The organism is Tahibacter aquaticus (assembly GCF_004363655.1).
Lineage (GTDB): Bacteria > Pseudomonadota > Gammaproteobacteria > Xanthomonadales > Rhodanobacteraceae > Tahibacter > Tahibacter aquaticus.
In genome coordinates, this window is record NZ_SNZH01000001.1 from 193,057 (window position 1) to 208,180 (window position 15,124).

Consider the following 15,124-nt stretch of genomic DNA (forward strand, 5'->3'; position numbering starts at 1 on the left):
GTGCTGCAATCGCAACACCGATTACCGACAGGATGTTTCATGAAGTCTCGATACCGTTTTACCGCCACCCACCGACTGCCCTTGCTGGCACTGACCGCCGCCGTTGCCGCCGGCATTGGCGCACCGGCCCAGGCCTATGAACTGCTGGGCGATTGGCCGACCAAGTTCAAAACCGCATCCGGCACCGAATATGGTGTGCGCGGCACCATCCAGTACGACATCAACCATTTTTCCGACGACAGCCTGCCCAACGGCAATGCGCGTTTCGACGACCTGGAAACCTGGCGGCGCAAGGAGGTCTACCTCTATGCGCGCCGCACCGGCCAATGGGAACTGGCCGCCGGTTACGATTTCCAGGCGCATGTCTGGGTCGACGCCTATTTCAAGCTGATCAACAAGACCGCCGGCGATTTCCGCCTCGGCCAGATCAAGACGCCGGTCGGTTTCGAAGAGGGCGCGATCGGTTCCGGCTCCACCACGTTCCTGGAACGCTCGCTGCCGGTACAGGCAGTCAACCAGGGCCGCCGCATCGGCCTGGACTGGACCTACGAAAACGTCCCCGGCTGGCTGCTCAATGCGGCCGTCTTCAACGGCGGCGACCTGAACGGCGACAACGACGGCACCACCTGGGCCGCGCGTGCCGTCTACAACCCGGTCAAGACCGACACCTCGGTGGTACATATCGGCTTTGCCGGTTCCATCGAAGAGCGCGACGACGAAATCGCGCGCATCCGCGCCCGGCCCGAGGCCAACCTCACCACCATCCGCCTGATCGACACCGGCAACCTGAGCGGTGCCGACCAGATCAAGCGCGTCGGCATCGAAGGTGCCTGGTCGGAGGGTCCGTTCTCGCTGCAGGGCGAGTTCCTCACCATCGACGCCAGCCGCCGTACCGCCCGCGACTACACCGCCGAAGGCGCCTACCTCTACGCCAGCTGGATACTCACTGGCGAAACCCGTCCCTACAAAAGCGGCGCATTCGCCAACGTCAAACCCAAGAACGACTACGGCGCCGTCGAACTGGGCCTGCGCTATTCCACGCTCGACCTCAACGACGGCATCATCTACGGCGGCAAGCAGCACGACTGGACGCTCGGCGTGAACTGGTACCTGGGGCAGCATTTCAAACTCCAGGCCAACTACATCCGCGCCTTCAGCGACAAAGGCAACCTGGCCCTCGACCCGAAGATCACCGAAGTTCGCGCACAGGTACACTTCTAAACCACGCATCATTGTTCAGAACGAAGCCCGTCGATTCATGGCGGGCTTCGTTCTTTTTGGAGCCGGGGAATCCGTCGCTGAGGCCAGTGTGCATCGCAGGCGCCGGCTTTTCCTTCGGCAGGGATTCTTTGTTGGCGATACGCCACGATGGTGGGATTCGCCTGCGGCTCACAGCCAACCTACGTTCCGCTCATTTTTAGTGGTTGCCGTTGCCGTTGCCCGTGATTTTTCTGTGGCCGTAGCTATTGCCGTTGCTTCTGCGCGCAGGAAGCGCGCGCTTGTCCCGGGGCCCCGTATGCCGCGGTGAGGCCGTGCAGGGAAAAGCCCGAAGGGTCGCGGCCAGGGATGGCCGCGAGTCGGCGCGGGGGACAGGATGTCCCGTGCGTCGACCGCCGTAGCGGCCTCACGAAGTTTAGGGCCAGGGATGACCCAAAACCGCGGCATCCGGGGTGCCCTTTGGGAGTCCAGAGGGCATTTGGACAAGCAAATGTCCTCTGGCCGCGCGCCCAAGGCGCGCGAAACGCGCCGCACGGCGCTAAACAAACACGTCCGCCACCGGCGGACTCCTTCGCGAAAACCGGGAAACGAAGCAGAGTCCTGCACCGCCCCTCACTCCAACCCTCGCTCCGACAGCTGTCGGGGAAGCGGGAGCAGAGCACGGTGCATGCGACCAACGCACCGCCAGGCGCACCGACTCCGAACGCCCAAGCGAGCTTGGGAGAGAGAGCAAAACTCGCGCCGCCCAACCCAGCCCCCCACCGCGCAACCAACCCGCCCAACCGCCGCACTCATAAGCCAGACCGAATCCCCCACCCCGCCACGTTGCAAATCCCATCGACTCCCCACCCCCGACAACCACGCAGGCCCGCGTCGCTCCACCATTCGCCCCTCTCAACTTCTTAACCGTCATATCGGTATGAAAGGATTTGAAGGAAGCACCGGTCTTTAGCCTGGAGCCCGTACGCTGCATCGCAACATGAAATCTACTTGTTGCGAATTCAGCATCCGGCTTACCGTCCACGCGCTGTGCGTACGGAGGGCAGAACCCCGCCTCGAAAGCAGGTTCTCCGCCGCCCAGCGTGTTATCGCTGCAATCGCAGCTGGTTACCCCTGCGGGCCCTGGCCCGTTCATCCACGGAGAACTTGCAATGACCATCAAGATCGCGAAACCGCTGACGCTCGCCCTCGGTACCGCTTTTATCGGCAGCATGTCGCTGGCCCAGATCGCCAGTGCCGACACGGCGTTCCAGCTGAACCAGCTGACGACCGGCTACATGACCACGGGCTTTGGCGAAGGCAAGTGCGGTGAAGGCAAGTGCGGCATGTCCAAGATGGATGCCAACAAGGACGGCTCGGTTTCCAAGGCCGAGTTCGACGCCGCCAAGGGCCAGCATTTCGACAAGCTCGACACCGACAAGAACGGCTCGCTGAGCGAAGCCGAACTGGCCGCCGGCCACAAGGGCAAGGAAGGTTCCTGCGGCGCCGACAAGAAGGGCGCCAAGGAAGGCTCCTGTGGCGGCGATGCTGCCAAGAAGGGCAAGGAAGGTTCCTGCGGCGGCGATGCCGCGAAGAAGGAAAAGGGCAAGGAAGGCTCCTGCGGCGGCCACCAGTCCTGAGGCATCGGCCATGGGCCCGCGCATGACACTATCGGGCGCGGGCCTTGGCCTGCGGCGGGGCCTGCTGGCCCCGCTCGCCGAGCACGGCTATCCCGCCGCGGGCGCCGAGTCGCCCGCGGCGGCGATCGATTTCTTCGAGATTGCCCCGGAAAACTGGATCAACGTCGGTGGCGCACTGGGCCGGCAGCTGCGTGCCTATACCGAGCGCCACGCCTTCGCCTGCCACGGGCTGTCGCTGAACCTGGGCGGGCCCGAACCGCTGGACGAAACCCTGCTGGCCAAGATCCGCCGGCTGCTCGACACCCATGGCATCGCTGTCTACAGCGAGCACCTGTCCTACTGTTCCGACGACGGCCACCTGTACGATCTGATGCCGATACCGTTCACCCGCGCCGCGGTCGACTGGGTGGCGGCGCGCATCCGGCGCACGCAGGACGCGCTGGGCCGGCGCATTGCGGTAGAAAATGTGTCGTATTACGCCGCGCCAGGGCGCGAGATGGACGAAGTCGATTTCCTGCATGAAATCGTCGCTGCAGCCGATTGCGATCTGCTGCTGGACGTGAACAACATCCTGGTCAACAGCGTCAACCATGGCTACGACGCCGCTGCGTTCCTCGACGCCATGCCGGCAGACCGCATCGCCTACTACCACGTGGCCGGCCACTATGACGAAGATCCCGGCCTGAAAGTGGACACCCACGGAGCGCCGGTGATTGCGCCGGTCTGGGCGCTGCTGCAGCGTGCCTATGCGCAGCTGGGCGTGCGCCCTACCCTGCTGGAACGCGATTTCAATTTTCCGCCACTGGCCGAGCTGCTGGACGAACTGGCCCAGATCCGCACATTGCAGCAGAAGCAGCACCAGCCGGCACTGCCGCAGCGCCATGTCCTCGCCGGCTGAACTGCACGCGCTGCAGCGCGATTTCGCCGACTGCATCCGCCAGCCGCAGCGGCAAGACCTGCCGCCCGGCGTGGACCCGCGCCGCATGCAGGTCTATCGCGATCTGTTTTACAACAATGTGGAAGGTTTGCTGTCGAACAATTTTCCCGTCATCCGCTCGCTCTACGACACTGCAGACTGGCATGGGCTGATAACCGAATTCCTGCGCGACCACCGCGCGCAGACACCGCTGTTTCCCGAAATCGGGCGCGAGCTGATGCGCTGGCTGGAGCAGCGCGCCGAAGACGGTCGCGACGACCCGCCGTTCCTGCTGGAGCTGGCGCATTACGAATGGGCCGAGCTGGCCCTGTCGCTGGACGAGCAGGAAATCAGCGCCACGCCGCACCAGAGCGGCGGCGACGTTATCGCCGGCATTCCGGTCGTATCGCCGCTGGCCTGGGTGCTGGGCTACAACTTCCCGGTACAGCGCATACGGCGCGACTACCAGCCGTCCGCGCCGCCTGCCGAGCCGACCTGGCTGCTGCTGGTCCGCGGCCGTGACGACCAGGTCAGCTTCCTGGAAATCAACGGCCTGACCGCTGCGCTGATCGAGCGCCTGCGCGGCAACAGCGAGCAAAGCGGCGGCGCAGTGCTGGCCGCGCTGCTGCAGGAAATCGCGCCTGCCAGCGCAGACACCTTATACGATGCGGGATGTGGGATTTTGCGCAATTTGCAGCAGCGCGAGGCAATACTCGGCATCCGCTGACTGTGGGATGCGCCAACCGCAGGGTGCGATGAGCGCAGCGAATTGCACCGTCGCAATCTTCACCCCTGCCGCCACAGCCAACACCCTGGGGCGCAATTCGCTGGCGCTCATCGCGCCCTACGTGTTGCCTCCGCGAAAGAATCCCGCGCCGTTGCCGGTCTTCTGCGCCACTATTCCAACCGCACGGAAATCGCCATGGCCTCGCCCGTCGCCCGCATTCTCCCGCTCTGGGAACAACTGACCGCGCGCCTGCACGGCGCCGGCGAAGTCATTCCGCCGGCGGTGCTGCGCCTGGTCATGGGCTGGGAGTTCTGGGAATCGGGGCTGGAAAAACTGCACGGCGAAAACTGGTTCGCCGACATCCAGGACAAGTTTCCCTGGCCGTTCTCGGTGATTCCCGCCGATGTGTCCTGGGCCACGGCGACCTGGTTCGAGCTGATCGGCGGCGTGATGCTGTGGCTGGGCCTGGGCACGCGGTTCTTCGCCTTCTCGCTGATGATCCTCACCTTTGTCGCAACCGCGGCCGTGCATTGGCCGGACATGTGGAGCATGTGGAGCGATCTGCTCAAGGGCTATGCCATCAGTAATGCCGGCCAGGGCAATTTCAAGTTGCCGCTGCTGTTCGTGGTGATGCTGCTGCCGCTGATCTTTTCCGGCGCCGGCAAGCTCAGCCTCGACCACCTGCTGGCGCGCGTGCTACGCCTGGCCTCGCCGCAGCCCGTGTCCGACCTGTACAGCATGGCGCTGGCCCTGGCTGTGCTGGGGCTGCCGTTCCTGCTGCTGATTCCCAAGCTCGGCCTTGCCCTGCTGGCGCTTGCCGGCATCGCGGCGGCGGCCGCACGCTGGGTACGCAACTGAATCGCCGTACAGCTGGACATGCGCGCGGCCGCCGGCATCCGGTATCCTGCCCGCATGTCCCAGCCCCCCAGTCTCAATTACGCGCAGCGTTTCCGCGGTTTCCTGCCTGTTGTCGTGGATGTGGAAACCGGCGGCTTCGATTCCGATCGCGATGCCTTGCTGGAAATCGCCGCCGTCGTCATTCGCATGGATAACGAAGGCTGGGTCCATCCCGAGCCTGCCGTGTCCACGCACGTAGTGCCGTTTCCTGGTGCGAACATCGATCCGCGCGCACTGGAAATCACCGGTATCGATCCGACCCATCCGTTCCGCGCTGCACTGGACGAAAAGGAAGCGCTGGACCATATCTTCCGGCCCGTGCGCAAAGCCATGCGCGAAGCCGACTGCCAGCGCGCCATACTGGTCGGCCACAATGCCTCTTTCGATCTGGGCTTTCTCAACGCGGCCATCCGCCGCACCGGGCACAAGCGCAGCCCCTTCCACTTGTTCAGTTGTTTCGACACGGCCACGCTGGCCGGCCTGGCCTACGGCCAGACGGTACTTTCCAAGGCCGTCGCCGCCGCCGGCATGGACTGGAACAGCGCCGAAGCGCACTCGGCTGTCTACGACACGGAACAGACCGCCAAGCTGTTCTGCGGCATCGTCAACCGCTGGAAGGCGATGGACGACGCCTATCGCTCCCGCGAGATAGCGCTGCCGGCCTGGCCGCTTGAAGCCGCGGTACCTGGCCCGCATCTGCCGGTATCCACTTAGGCATTGCCATGCCCATCTACGAATACATTGCCAGCGGCACCGGCTGCGACTACTGCAGCAGCGGCTTCGATCACCTGCAGAAGCTCAGCGAAGCAGAGCTGGGCCAATGCCCGCGCTGCGGCGCGGCGCTAAAGCGCAAGATTTCCGCACCGAACATGGCCATCGGCAACAGCCACCTGACCAGCGAAGCCCACGCCGGCAAGCACGGCTTCACCCAGTACCGCCGCGCCGGCGGCGGGGTCTACGAAAAGACGGCCGGCAAAGGCCCGGATTTCATCAGCGGCGACTGAAACCAGCCGCATTCGCGTTACTGCGCAAGCCTGTTGCGGCGCTGTCGATTCGGTGACGCAAGCGGCAACGCCGGCATCGTTCGCATGCAAGAATCCGCGCGTTTGCGTCGCGCGAGAGTGCTGCCCTGAAACTGCGTCTGCCTCAAGCCGGCTGGCTGGCCGGTGCCGGAAAACACGCGCCTGTCTGGATTGCCGCCGCAGGACTGGCCGCCGTCGCCGTATCGAGCACGTGGCTGCTGGGCGGATTCGCCCCGGCCAAGCCGCCGCCATTGCCGCAACTGGATGCGGGCAAAGGCGTCGATACCGGCCAATGGCATGTTGTCGTGCATGCAGCCACGCTCAGCGCCAGACGGCCGGACGGCCGTCCGGCCGCGCGTGGCAAGGCCAACCTCGCGATCGAGCTGGAATTGACCAACCGCACGCGCAGCAGCAGCAACGACTTCGCCACCCTGCTGCGCATTGCGCTGCCCGCCATCGCGGCGAAGACGCCACCGACATCGCAACTGCTGCTGCGCGACAACAGCGTGCTGTCGTCGCTGCATCCGAAGATGAGCGAGCGCATCGCCCTGGCCTGGGATATTCCGCTCGCCACGCCCATTCCCGACCCGCTGCCCGTCGTGGTCATGAGCAAGATCCATAAACAGCGCGACAACCTGTCCGGCGGCGCGGGCTGGTTCGATCCCAAGCCCATGGCGGAAGTGCGCCTGCACGTCACTACGCCGGATGCGCCGGCAACGCTGCCATGAGCACGCCGCGCCGATTTCGCTGGAGCGCGCTGCTGGCCAGCGCCGCGACGCTGGCGCTGCTGCTGGCGATGCGCGAGTCGATGCCGAACTACAACGCCCGCATGGCGCCCATCGTCGAACGCGGCGCGCCCGGCGAATACGTGCACGGACGCCGCTTCGCCGCGCGTGTAACAGCCGTGGAAACCGCTCGCATGCTGCGCTTCGCCCACTCGGGCACGCCCGACAGCGTAGAGCAGCGCGACAGCAGCGGCGTCTGGCTGATCGTGCAGGCCAGCGCCATGGCGGTGCAGGAACCGACCCTGATCGGCAGCGCCGCCATACTCACGCGCGACGGCCGGCGCTACGAACAAAGTGGACGTCTGTACAACGCACCCGCAACGCTGGCAGCGCGGGAGCTGCAGGCCGGCGTCGCCAGCGCGGGGGTGCTGATCTTCGAACTGCCGGTCGATGCGCTGGCCGGCGCCTGGCTGGCATTGGCGGCGAACCGGATCGATCCGCTCGACTCGGAATTGCAGATCGACCTGGCGCTCGCGGCACCGCCGCTGCCGCGCGAGTTCTATGACCTGGTGCGGCCATGAACGCGGGGCGCGTCTACTGGCGCAGCCTGGCCGCACTGATCGTCGTCGTTCCGCTTGCGCTATGGACCGCCAGCGGCGAGGACTACCTCGCCTACCAGCGGCATCGTGCCGTGCCGGAAACCGTCGTCGCGCCCGGCGCCAGCGCGGAATTCGGCGGCAGCCGCTGGCAGATCGACCGCATCGAAACTTTCGATGCGCCGCCGGCGACGCCGGGCAGTGTCATCGCCCCAGCCAGCCTGCCCGCCGGCACGCGCCTGCTGCGCGTGCGCATGGCCCTGAGAGCGGGCGACATCGAGTCGATACAAAAGCTCGATCGCTGCCAGCTGGAACTGGTCGACCGCCGCGGCCGGCGCTGGACTGCCGCTGCCCTGTCGCCGGCGCGGCGCGACGTCGCCACGCGCTGCAACGGCAGTCATGGCAAGACACCGCAGATCGCGCAGGAATTCCGTTTCGAGCAGGACTTCCTGCTGCCGGCCGATGCCGCCGGCGACGTCGATGCGGTGATTCGCCTCGCCGCGGAAAATCCGCGCCTACTGCGCCTGCAGTGGCGTTGAAACCGCTGCGGGCTGCTCGTCGCGCCGCTGCCGCCAGGCAGCAACCGCGAGTTCCAGTGTCGCCGCCAGCAGGCAGATGCGCAGCGGCTCGAAGACGATGCCGGGCGTGCTGCCGAGCGGATCGCCGAGCAGCAAGGCCAGCGCGCCGCCGACCGGACGCCAGAAATCCATCGCGTGCGGACCGATCAGCTGGGTCGCGCCAATCCAGGCCTGTGCCGACAGCCATTCCAAGGCACGGTAGCCGACGCAGAAGCACAGCAACAGGGTCAGCCCCGCATGCAGGGTCAGGCGCACGCTGTTGGCCACCGGCACGTAGCGCGTGCGATAGCCCTTGACGAAATCGTCGCCGAACTGGCGCAGCAAGGCCGGCAACCTGTCATAGCTGCCGACGATTTTCTCCAGGCGCTTGTTCGTCGCCAGCAGCGACTGTTCGCCCAGGTCGCGGCCGAAAATCAGCGCCGTGATCGCCAGCCAGACCAGCGGCAGCAGCGCAGCGAAGAACATGCCCTGCGCGGCGCTGCCGAGGCTGTCGAACAGCGTTGGCGCCAGTACCGGCGCGGCGACATCCGCATCGGCGCCGCCGAAGTACTGCCATACCACGCGCGACTCCAGCCATTTCATCAGCAGATCCTTGCCGCGCGTGATCACGAACAGGCCGATGAAAACCCAGTTCGCTTCGCACAGCACGATCAGCGCCTGCCAGCCGGTCGAATGCTTGCGCGCTTCGCGTGCCTTGGCATAGCGGCGCAGCATCCAGGAAGCCGCGACCGAGATCACCAGGCCGTGCGATTTCAGGGCATCGAGCAAGGGCCCGTATTTGCCGAACGGATCGCGCGCAAGACCGGCCAGCGAATATTCGCGCACGGTATCGCCAAGCAGGCCCCAGCCGGCGTAATAGGCGAAGAACGGCACCAGCGCGAGCGCCAGCGCCGTGGCCAGGCGTTCGCCGCGCGCGGTGCCGGTGGTGTGGCCAGGCGGTGCCTGCGTCAGCGCCGGCAGCGATGGCCGCAGCACATGAAACATCGCAATCACCACGGCGAGTTCGATCACCACCAGCGGCGACAGCAGCGACAGGCCGAGCACGTGATTGCGCAGGCCGATTTCCACAACGATACGCAGCAGCCAGTCATTGAACAGGTAGCCCAGCAACACCAGCAGCACCAGCGGCGGCCAATGCCGCCACCACAGGCGCAGAGTCGTACGGATGAGTTGCAGCGGTATCGAATGCATGGGAGCGAGCATGTCATGCGTGCGAAGCGCCAATCCAGCGACCGGATAGCGCTTCGGCGCTGCAGCGATGTTGCGCCGCTACGCGATTCGCAGGTCCCTCAGCAGATACCCAGTCCTTCGATCGCCGCGATCGACTGCGGATCGAAACCGGCCAGCTGGGTGAACGCGCGGCCGCGGTCGGCATAGTCGCGGAACTGGTCGAAGCTCGGTGCGCCGGGGCTCAGCAGCACGACGCCGCCTACGGGCGTGAGTTCCCGCGCCAATGCGGTCGCATCGGCCAGCGAGGCGCGCTGTTCCAGCGCAAACGCGCGCGGCGCCGAGTCCAGCAACTGGAAGATGCGCAAACCGTTGCTACCCAGGCAGATCACGGCCTGCGGCGGATGCCGCTGCACATGCTGGTGGAAATCGCTCCAGTCCACGCCACGGTCGAAACCGCCGACGAGAATGCTCACCGCGCGGCCGTCGAAACTGCGCAGTGCTTCGATGCTGGCCTGCGGTGTAGTGGAAATGCTGTCGTTGACCCAGACCAGGCCGCCGCGTTCGCCCAGGGTCTGCAGCCGGTGCGGCAAGGGCACGAAACTGCGCGCTGCCGGCAGCGCGGCGTGCGCATCGAAACCCAGTGCATCGACTGCGCTGAGCGCCGCGCACAGGTTCAGGCCGTTGTGTTCGCCCCGCAGCGGCAGCTCGGCCAGCGGCAGCAGCAACTCATGGCCATGCGCAATCCAGCCGTCCTGCACATGCCAGCCGGCAACCGTGCCGAAGGCGCGCCGGCGCGGATGCGCCAGGGTGCGCGCCAGCAGTTCCTGCTGCAGCCCGTTCACCACCAGGCAGGCGCTGTGCCTGGCCAGGGCCAGCTTGTCCGCCACGTAGCGCTCGCGCGTGCCGTGCCAGTCCAGGTGTTCCTCGTAGACGTTGTTGATCAGGCCGACGTCCAGGCGCGCGACCTCGGCCGTCTGGAAACTGGATAATTCCACTACCCAGCAATCTACCAGGGCTTGCGTGTCGAGCAGCTCCAGTAGCGGCATGCCGATATTGCCGGCCAGGGCGACCCGCTTGCCCAGGCTGCGCAGCAGATGCGCGATCAGCGCGCTGGTGGTGCTTTTGCCTTTGGTGCCGGTGACGCCGGCCACGCTGGCCAGCGGGTTTTCGCCGAACCACAAGGCTGTCGACGAAGTGAAGCACACGCCCGCGGCCTTGGCTTCGACGATGGCCGGCAGGTAGACGCTGACACCGGGCGACTTGACCACGATGTCGAAGCTCCACAGCAGTCCGGCATAGGGCTCGCCGGTGACGTAGTCGAGCGCATCCTGGTGGAAGGCTCGCGCCTGCTCGGCTTCGGCTTCGCTGCAGATCAGGCTGACGCGCTGGCCCGGCAGGCGCCGGCGCAGCGCGGCCAGGGTGGCACGGCCTTCGCGTCCATAGCCCCAGACCGCGACGCGCTTGCCGGCCAGCTCAGCGAAACGCATCGGCGATGGCGCCCAAGCGCGGCGGCAGACCGTGAACGGCCGAAGGCTGCAGCAGCGGTTCCAGCGCCAGTTCGGCACGCTCCAGCTGCGGCAGCACCGTGGCGACGAAGCGCGCGACCACGGCGTCTTCGCGCCATTCCGGCCGCTGGCTCAAGGCAAACATGGCGGCGCGCGATTCGCGGCCCTCGCCGACGCATTCGAACGGCTTGTGCTCGCGGAACTCCATCAGCGCGTCGAAGCCCTGCATCTGGCTTTCGTCGTCGAGCAGGTTGCGTCCGAAGATGCCGAGCAGGCGCGGCTTGGGCAGGAACGGCGCCAGGGCCAGGAATACAAAATGACACTTTGGGCATTGTCCACACCAGCGATCGGCCGGACGCGGCCCGAGGATGCGGAAATTGCGGTTGCAGCTGGAGAACACACCGTCATAGCGAGATTCGCGCGCGAACAGGCGAGTCACCGCCAGTTCCGACAGCGGCCGCAACAGCGAGCAGTAGTTCAGGTCGGCCGCGACATGGCTGCGCAGCCAGGCAGCCAGGCTTTGCTCGAACTCCCAGCCCTTGCTCCATTGGTGATTGACGGCGAAGCCGGCGTATTCCAGCGTGGCGCTGGAGGCCGAGCGTTCGTTGGAAAACACGATGCTGTCGTAGCCGTACAGCACGGCGGCAACGGCGAGGATGGCCGAGTTGATCGCCGTGACCGGAATATGCCCGTTCCAGGCGCCGGCCTTGTTGTATTCGAACAGTTCCGGCGCCAGCTGGCGCGAGATGTTCAGCCCCGGCAGGCCGGTCTGCACTACGCAGGCGGCGATCAGCGGCGAATTGCCGACCCAGGCCGCCGTCGCGCTTTCGCCCGCCTGCTTGAGCAATTCCACCGTGACCAGCGAATCCTTGCCCCCGCCGATCGGTACCAGGCTGCGTGCCGGCAGCCCCAGGGCGGGCACGGGCTCGTGCAGGCCGGCATGGGGGAAATGGATGTGTTCGCGCAGGTCGAGCTTGTTCTGGTAGGCGAACTCGCCCAGGCCATGCAGGTAGAGCGCCTGCAGCAATTGCGCCGTGGTGGCGTCCAGCGGGCCGTTTTCCACCAGGATCTGTGCCGGCACGCCGGCCTTGTAGTAGCTCACGCCGGCGATCAGGTGCAGCAGTTTCAGCGCCTGGGCAAACGCCTGCCGGCGCTCCAACGGCAGTTCCGGCGCATCCGGGAAAACGATGCGTTCCACCAGCTCGGGGCCATGGTCGAAGGCGTACACCAGGCGCGCTTCGCCCTCGGCGTAGTCGGCGCGCACAAAGCGGAAGGCGGAGGACTGGCGCGGATCAGACAGCGGCACGGTAGGGCTCCTTGCGACGCAGGCGACGAATGCAGATGGACCGGCACCGCGCAGGCCGGCGCAGCAGACCAGGCGGCGCCCTGCGCGGAAATCAGTGGCAGGCAGAGCATGGCCGCGAACGCTGGCGCAGCGGCATCGGGGCGAGCCCGGACCGCCGCCCGGCAAGCGCGGCGGGCGCGGATTGTAGCGCGGGCGGCATGCGGCGCAGCAGGCTCACACCACGCACTCGGTCGCCGGCGCACGCAGGTTGTAGTGCGACGCCATGGTCGCGCCGTAGGCGCCGGCCTGGGCGATCAGCAGCACGTCGCCGTCCTGGCATGCCGGCAGGCGCCGGTTCGTGCCCAGCACGTCGCCGGATTCGCAGATCGGGCCGACCACCTGGTACAGCGTCGTGGCCGGCTCGTCGCAGCGGCTCAGGTTGACGATCTCGTGCCAGGCCTCGTACAGGGCCGGCCGGATCAGCGAGTTCATGCCCGTATCCACGCCGACATAGCGGTACTCGCCCTTGCGCTTGGTCTGGGTCACGCGGGCCAGCAGCACGCCGGCTTCGGCCACCAGGTAGCGCCCGGGCTCCAGCCACAACTGGAATTGTGGATAGGCGGTCTTGATTTCGCAGAGGAACGCATCCAGCGCCGCCAGGTCCAGCGGCGCGTCGCCGGGCCGCGCCGGCACGCCCAGGCCGCCGCCGATATTGATCGCCTCGATGCGGCCGAAGCGCTGCGCCAGGGCGGCCAGCTGGGCATATACCTCGCGCCAGTGGCCGGCGTCGAGAATGCCCGAGCCCAGGTGCGCATGCAGGCCGACCACGGCCAGGTCCAGGCCGCGCGCCAGGGCGTGGAATTCGTCGAGCTGGTCCAGGCTCAGGCCGAACTTGGAGCCGGCGCCGCCGGTGCGCACCTTGTCGTGGTGGCCGCGGCCGCTGCCCAGGTCGACGCGCAAGATGATGTCGCGGCCGCGGAAGGTCTCGCCCCAGTGCTGCAGCGGATGCAGGTTGTCCAGGGTTACGCGCGCGCCACGGGCGAAGGCCGCAGCGTATTCGTCGCGCGGAGCGAAGTTCGGCGTGAACAGCAGACGGCTGCTGTCGACGAATTGCGCGGCGCGTTCCAGTTCGGCCAGGGAGACGCATTCCAGGCCCAGTCCTTCCGCCGCGATGCAGCGCAGTACCTCGTCGTGGCTGTTCGCCTTGAGCGCATAGAACCAGCGGTCCGGCGCGAGCAGGCCGCGCAACGCGCGGGCGCGGGCGCGCACGCTGGCCAGGTCGTAGACGTAGCAAGGCCCCTGCTGCTGCGCCAGCTGCAGCAGTTCCTCGCGGCGCTGGCGCCACCAGGGCGGCGCCGGTGGCGCCAGGCGGTCGGCATACAGCTCGCTCCAGGCCGGGCCGAATACGGCCGGGTCTTCCGCGCGCAAGGCCTCAGCCTTGATCAAGGCCGCGTGCAGGGTAGGCACCAGGCCGTCGGCTGCTGCTTCGTCGACAACGATGGTGAGATTCAGATTGTTCGACGACTGCGACACCAGGTGGACGCGCAGCAGGTCGAACTCGGCCAGCACGCTGGCCAGCCGCGGCAGCAGCGAGCGCATGCCGCGGCCGACCAGGGTGACCGCGGTACACGGCGCAATCACCTTCACCCGGCAGACCTCGGCCAGGTCTGCCGCCAGTGCCGACAGCACATCGGAATTGACCAGGTTTTCCGAAGGGTCCAGCGAGACCGTGACATTGGTCTCGGCCGAACTGATGAGATCAATCGACAAACCATGATGCTTGAAGCGGGCAAACACATCGGCCAGGAAGCCGACCTGCTGCCACATGCCGATGGACTCCATCGAGATGAGGGTGATGCCGCGACGCTCGCTGACGGCCTTCACGCTGGGCGCCGCCGCCAGGATGGAAGCACCGATTTCGGTACCGGCCAGTTCCGGACGATTGGTATCGCGTACGACCAGAGGTACCTGCGCTTCACGCACCGGGTTGAGGCAGCGTGGGTGCAATACCTTGGCGCCGGTGGTGGCGATTTCCTGCGCTTCTTCGTAGTCCAGCCGCGACAGCAGACGTGCCGACGGCACGATGCGCGGATTGGCCGAGAACATGCCGGCGACGTCGGTCCAGATTTCGACTTTTTCCGCCTTGAGCAGGGCACCGAAATAGGCGGCCGAAGTGTCCGAGCCGCCACGGCCGAGGATCACGGTTTCGCCGCCTGCATTGCGCGCCATGAACCCCTGGCTGATGAAGACCTCGCCCTCGCCGGCCAGCTTCGCCGCCAGGGCAAGATCGGGCGCCGTCGGTACCGACGCCGACAGATACGTACCCCAGGCGGTCTGGTTCGGCAGGGCCTGGGCCAGCAGGTGGCGGCGCGCATCCAGCCAGTGCGCCGGCAGGCCCAGCGTATTCAGATACGCCACGCCCAGGGTCGAGGACAGCTGTTCGCCCAGGGCCAGCACTTCCGCCTGCCAGGGCAGTTCGGCGTTCTCGGCGCGGCTGTCCTGGCTCAGGGCCGTCAGGCGGTCCAGCCAGTACTGCAGGGTAGCGCGGTCGCTCAGGCCCAGCTCGGCGAACATGGCCTCGTGGCGATCGAGGATTTCGGCGCGGACCGCCTCGCGTTTGTCGCGGTCGCCGCGGGCTTCGGCGATGGTTTTGAGTTTGTCGGTGATTCCCGAAAGTGCCGATACGACGATCAGCACGCGTTTGCCCTGCGCATGCCAGTCACGGGCGATGCGGCAGATGGTGTCCCAGCGGGGACGCGTGGAGACGCTGGTGCCGCCGAACTTGACGACAATCCAGCCGGCATGCGCGCCAGGCGCAGTTTCGAGGGAATTCACACCGTTCCTTTTCTGACAGGTTGACCAGGGA

At 66.5% G+C, this 15,124-nt stretch carries 15 protein-coding genes; 10 read left to right on the forward strand and 5 right to left on the reverse strand.

What is annotated here, in order from left to right:
* The first annotated feature begins 39 nt into the window (after positions 1-39).
* From DFR29_RS00730 to DFR29_RS00760, 7 genes are all read left to right on the forward strand, one after another.
* On the forward strand, positions 40-1,221 hold the full coding sequence (locus DFR29_RS00730; RefSeq protein WP_133816639.1) for an OprO/OprP family phosphate-selective porin: 1,182 nt from the start codon (positions 40-42) through the stop codon (positions 1,219-1,221).
* A 1,148-nt stretch (positions 1,222-2,369) separates the two neighbouring features.
* Entirely contained in the window at positions 2,370-2,837 is a 468-nt protein-coding gene (locus DFR29_RS00735) for an HvfA family oxazolone/thioamide-modified RiPP metallophore (RefSeq protein ID WP_133816640.1), read from the forward strand.
* A gap of 22 nt (positions 2,838-2,859) precedes the next feature.
* Entirely contained in the window at positions 2,860-3,735 is an 876-nt protein-coding gene (locus tag DFR29_RS00740) for an HvfB family MNIO-type RiPP peptide maturase (RefSeq protein ID WP_208113482.1), read from the forward strand.
* Positions 3,719-4,480: an HvfC family RiPP maturation protein gene (locus DFR29_RS00745; RefSeq protein ID WP_133816642.1), complete on the forward strand. Its 762-nt coding sequence runs from the start codon at positions 3,719-3,721 to the stop codon at positions 4,478-4,480. The genes DFR29_RS00740 and DFR29_RS00745 overlap by 17 nt, the downstream gene beginning before the upstream one ends.
* 195 nt (positions 4,481-4,675) lie before the next feature.
* Complete coding sequence (locus DFR29_RS00750; RefSeq protein WP_133816643.1) at positions 4,676-5,338, forward strand: HvfX family Cu-binding RiPP maturation protein; 663 nt, start codon at positions 4,676-4,678, stop codon at positions 5,336-5,338.
* Positions 5,339-5,392: 54 nt separating this feature from the next.
* Positions 5,393-6,091 carry a ribonuclease T gene (rnt, locus tag DFR29_RS00755; protein WP_133816644.1) on the forward strand — a complete coding sequence of 233 codons (699 nt, stop codon included), beginning with the start codon at positions 5,393-5,395 and terminating at the stop codon, positions 6,089-6,091.
* A gap of 8 nt (positions 6,092-6,099) precedes the next feature.
* Positions 6,100-6,381 (forward strand): FmdB family zinc ribbon protein, encoded by a 282-nt coding sequence (locus DFR29_RS00760; RefSeq protein WP_133816645.1) that lies wholly within the window; start codon positions 6,100-6,102, stop codon positions 6,379-6,381.
* 17 nt (positions 6,382-6,398) lie between these two features.
* Here the strand turns inward: DFR29_RS00760 and DFR29_RS00765 are convergent, their stop codons facing one another.
* Positions 6,399-6,710 (reverse strand): hypothetical protein, encoded by a 312-nt coding sequence (locus DFR29_RS00765; RefSeq protein ID WP_133816646.1) that lies wholly within the window; start codon positions 6,708-6,710, stop codon positions 6,399-6,401.
* Between DFR29_RS00765 and DFR29_RS00770 the strand changes: the two genes are divergently transcribed.
* The 3 genes from DFR29_RS00770 to DFR29_RS00780 are packed head-to-tail and all read left to right on the forward strand — an operon-like array spanning position 6,705 to position 8,259.
* The gene (locus DFR29_RS00770; protein WP_133816647.1) at positions 6,705-7,127 is read left to right on the forward strand and encodes a hypothetical protein; all 423 of its coding nucleotides are present in this window, start codon (positions 6,705-6,707) and stop codon (positions 7,125-7,127) included. The two genes, DFR29_RS00765 and DFR29_RS00770, sit on opposite strands and share 6 nt — an antisense overlap.
* A complete protein-coding gene (locus DFR29_RS00775) occupies positions 7,124-7,705 on the forward strand; it encodes a hypothetical protein (RefSeq protein ID WP_133816648.1) in 582 nt (193 codons plus the stop codon). Before DFR29_RS00770 ends, DFR29_RS00775 begins: the two co-directional genes overlap by 4 nt.
* Positions 7,702-8,259, forward strand: a complete 558-nt coding sequence (locus tag DFR29_RS00780; protein WP_133816649.1) for a hypothetical protein — start codon at positions 7,702-7,704, stop codon at positions 8,257-8,259. The genes DFR29_RS00775 and DFR29_RS00780 overlap by 4 nt, the downstream gene beginning before the upstream one ends.
* Here DFR29_RS00780 and DFR29_RS00785 read toward each other — a convergent pair.
* The 4 genes from DFR29_RS00785 to DFR29_RS00800 all read right to left on the reverse strand — a co-directional run bounded on the left by DFR29_RS00785 (position 8,236) and on the right by DFR29_RS00800 (position 15,093).
* Positions 8,236-9,501 (reverse strand): hypothetical protein, encoded by a 1,266-nt coding sequence (locus DFR29_RS00785; protein ID WP_133816650.1) that lies wholly within the window; start codon positions 9,499-9,501, stop codon positions 8,236-8,238. The genes DFR29_RS00780 and DFR29_RS00785 overlap by 24 nt on opposite strands.
* 86 nt (positions 9,502-9,587) lie before the next feature.
* The gene (gene murD / locus DFR29_RS00790) at positions 9,588-10,955 is read right to left on the reverse strand and encodes a UDP-N-acetylmuramoyl-L-alanine--D-glutamate ligase (RefSeq protein WP_133816651.1); all 1,368 of its coding nucleotides are present in this window, start codon (positions 10,953-10,955) and stop codon (positions 9,588-9,590) included.
* Positions 10,942-12,279 carry a UDP-N-acetyl-alpha-D-muramoyl-L-alanyl-L-glutamate epimerase gene (gene murL / locus DFR29_RS00795; protein ID WP_425598812.1) on the reverse strand — a complete coding sequence of 446 codons (1,338 nt, stop codon included), beginning with the start codon at positions 12,277-12,279 and terminating at the stop codon, positions 10,942-10,944. Before murL ends, murD begins: the two co-directional genes overlap by 14 nt.
* Positions 12,280-12,492: 213 nt before the next feature.
* A complete protein-coding gene (locus DFR29_RS00800) occupies positions 12,493-15,093 on the reverse strand; it encodes a bifunctional aspartate kinase/diaminopimelate decarboxylase (protein WP_243745918.1) in 2,601 nt (866 codons plus the stop codon).
* Positions 15,094-15,124: the final 31 nt, after the last annotated feature.

Coding starts and splice junctions, on each gene's coding strand:
- DFR29_RS00730 (WP_133816639.1), top strand. CDS start 40: ATGAAGTCTCGATACCGTTTTACCGCCACCCACCGACTGCCCTTGCTG.
- DFR29_RS00735 (WP_133816640.1), top strand. CDS start 2,370: ATGACCATCAAGATCGCGAAACCGCTGACGCTCGCCCTCGGTACCGCT.
- DFR29_RS00740 (WP_208113482.1), top strand. CDS start 2,860: ATGACACTATCGGGCGCGGGCCTTGGCCTGCGGCGGGGCCTGCTGGCC.
- DFR29_RS00745 (WP_133816642.1), top strand. CDS start 3,719: ATGTCCTCGCCGGCTGAACTGCACGCGCTGCAGCGCGATTTCGCCGAC.
- DFR29_RS00750 (WP_133816643.1), top strand. CDS start 4,676: ATGGCCTCGCCCGTCGCCCGCATTCTCCCGCTCTGGGAACAACTGACC.
- rnt (WP_133816644.1), top strand. CDS start 5,393: ATGTCCCAGCCCCCCAGTCTCAATTACGCGCAGCGTTTCCGCGGTTTC.
- DFR29_RS00760 (WP_133816645.1), top strand. CDS start 6,100: ATGCCCATCTACGAATACATTGCCAGCGGCACCGGCTGCGACTACTGC.
- DFR29_RS00765 (WP_133816646.1), bottom strand. CDS start 6,710: ATGCACGACAACATGCCATTGGCCGGTATCGACGCCTTTGCCCGCATC.
- DFR29_RS00775 (WP_133816648.1), top strand. CDS start 7,124: ATGAGCACGCCGCGCCGATTTCGCTGGAGCGCGCTGCTGGCCAGCGCC.
- DFR29_RS00780 (WP_133816649.1), top strand. CDS start 7,702: ATGAACGCGGGGCGCGTCTACTGGCGCAGCCTGGCCGCACTGATCGTC.
- DFR29_RS00785 (WP_133816650.1), bottom strand. CDS start 9,501: ATGCTCGCTCCCATGCATTCGATACCGCTGCAACTCATCCGTACGACT.
- murD (WP_133816651.1), bottom strand. CDS start 10,955: ATGCGTTTCGCTGAGCTGGCCGGCAAGCGCGTCGCGGTCTGGGGCTAT.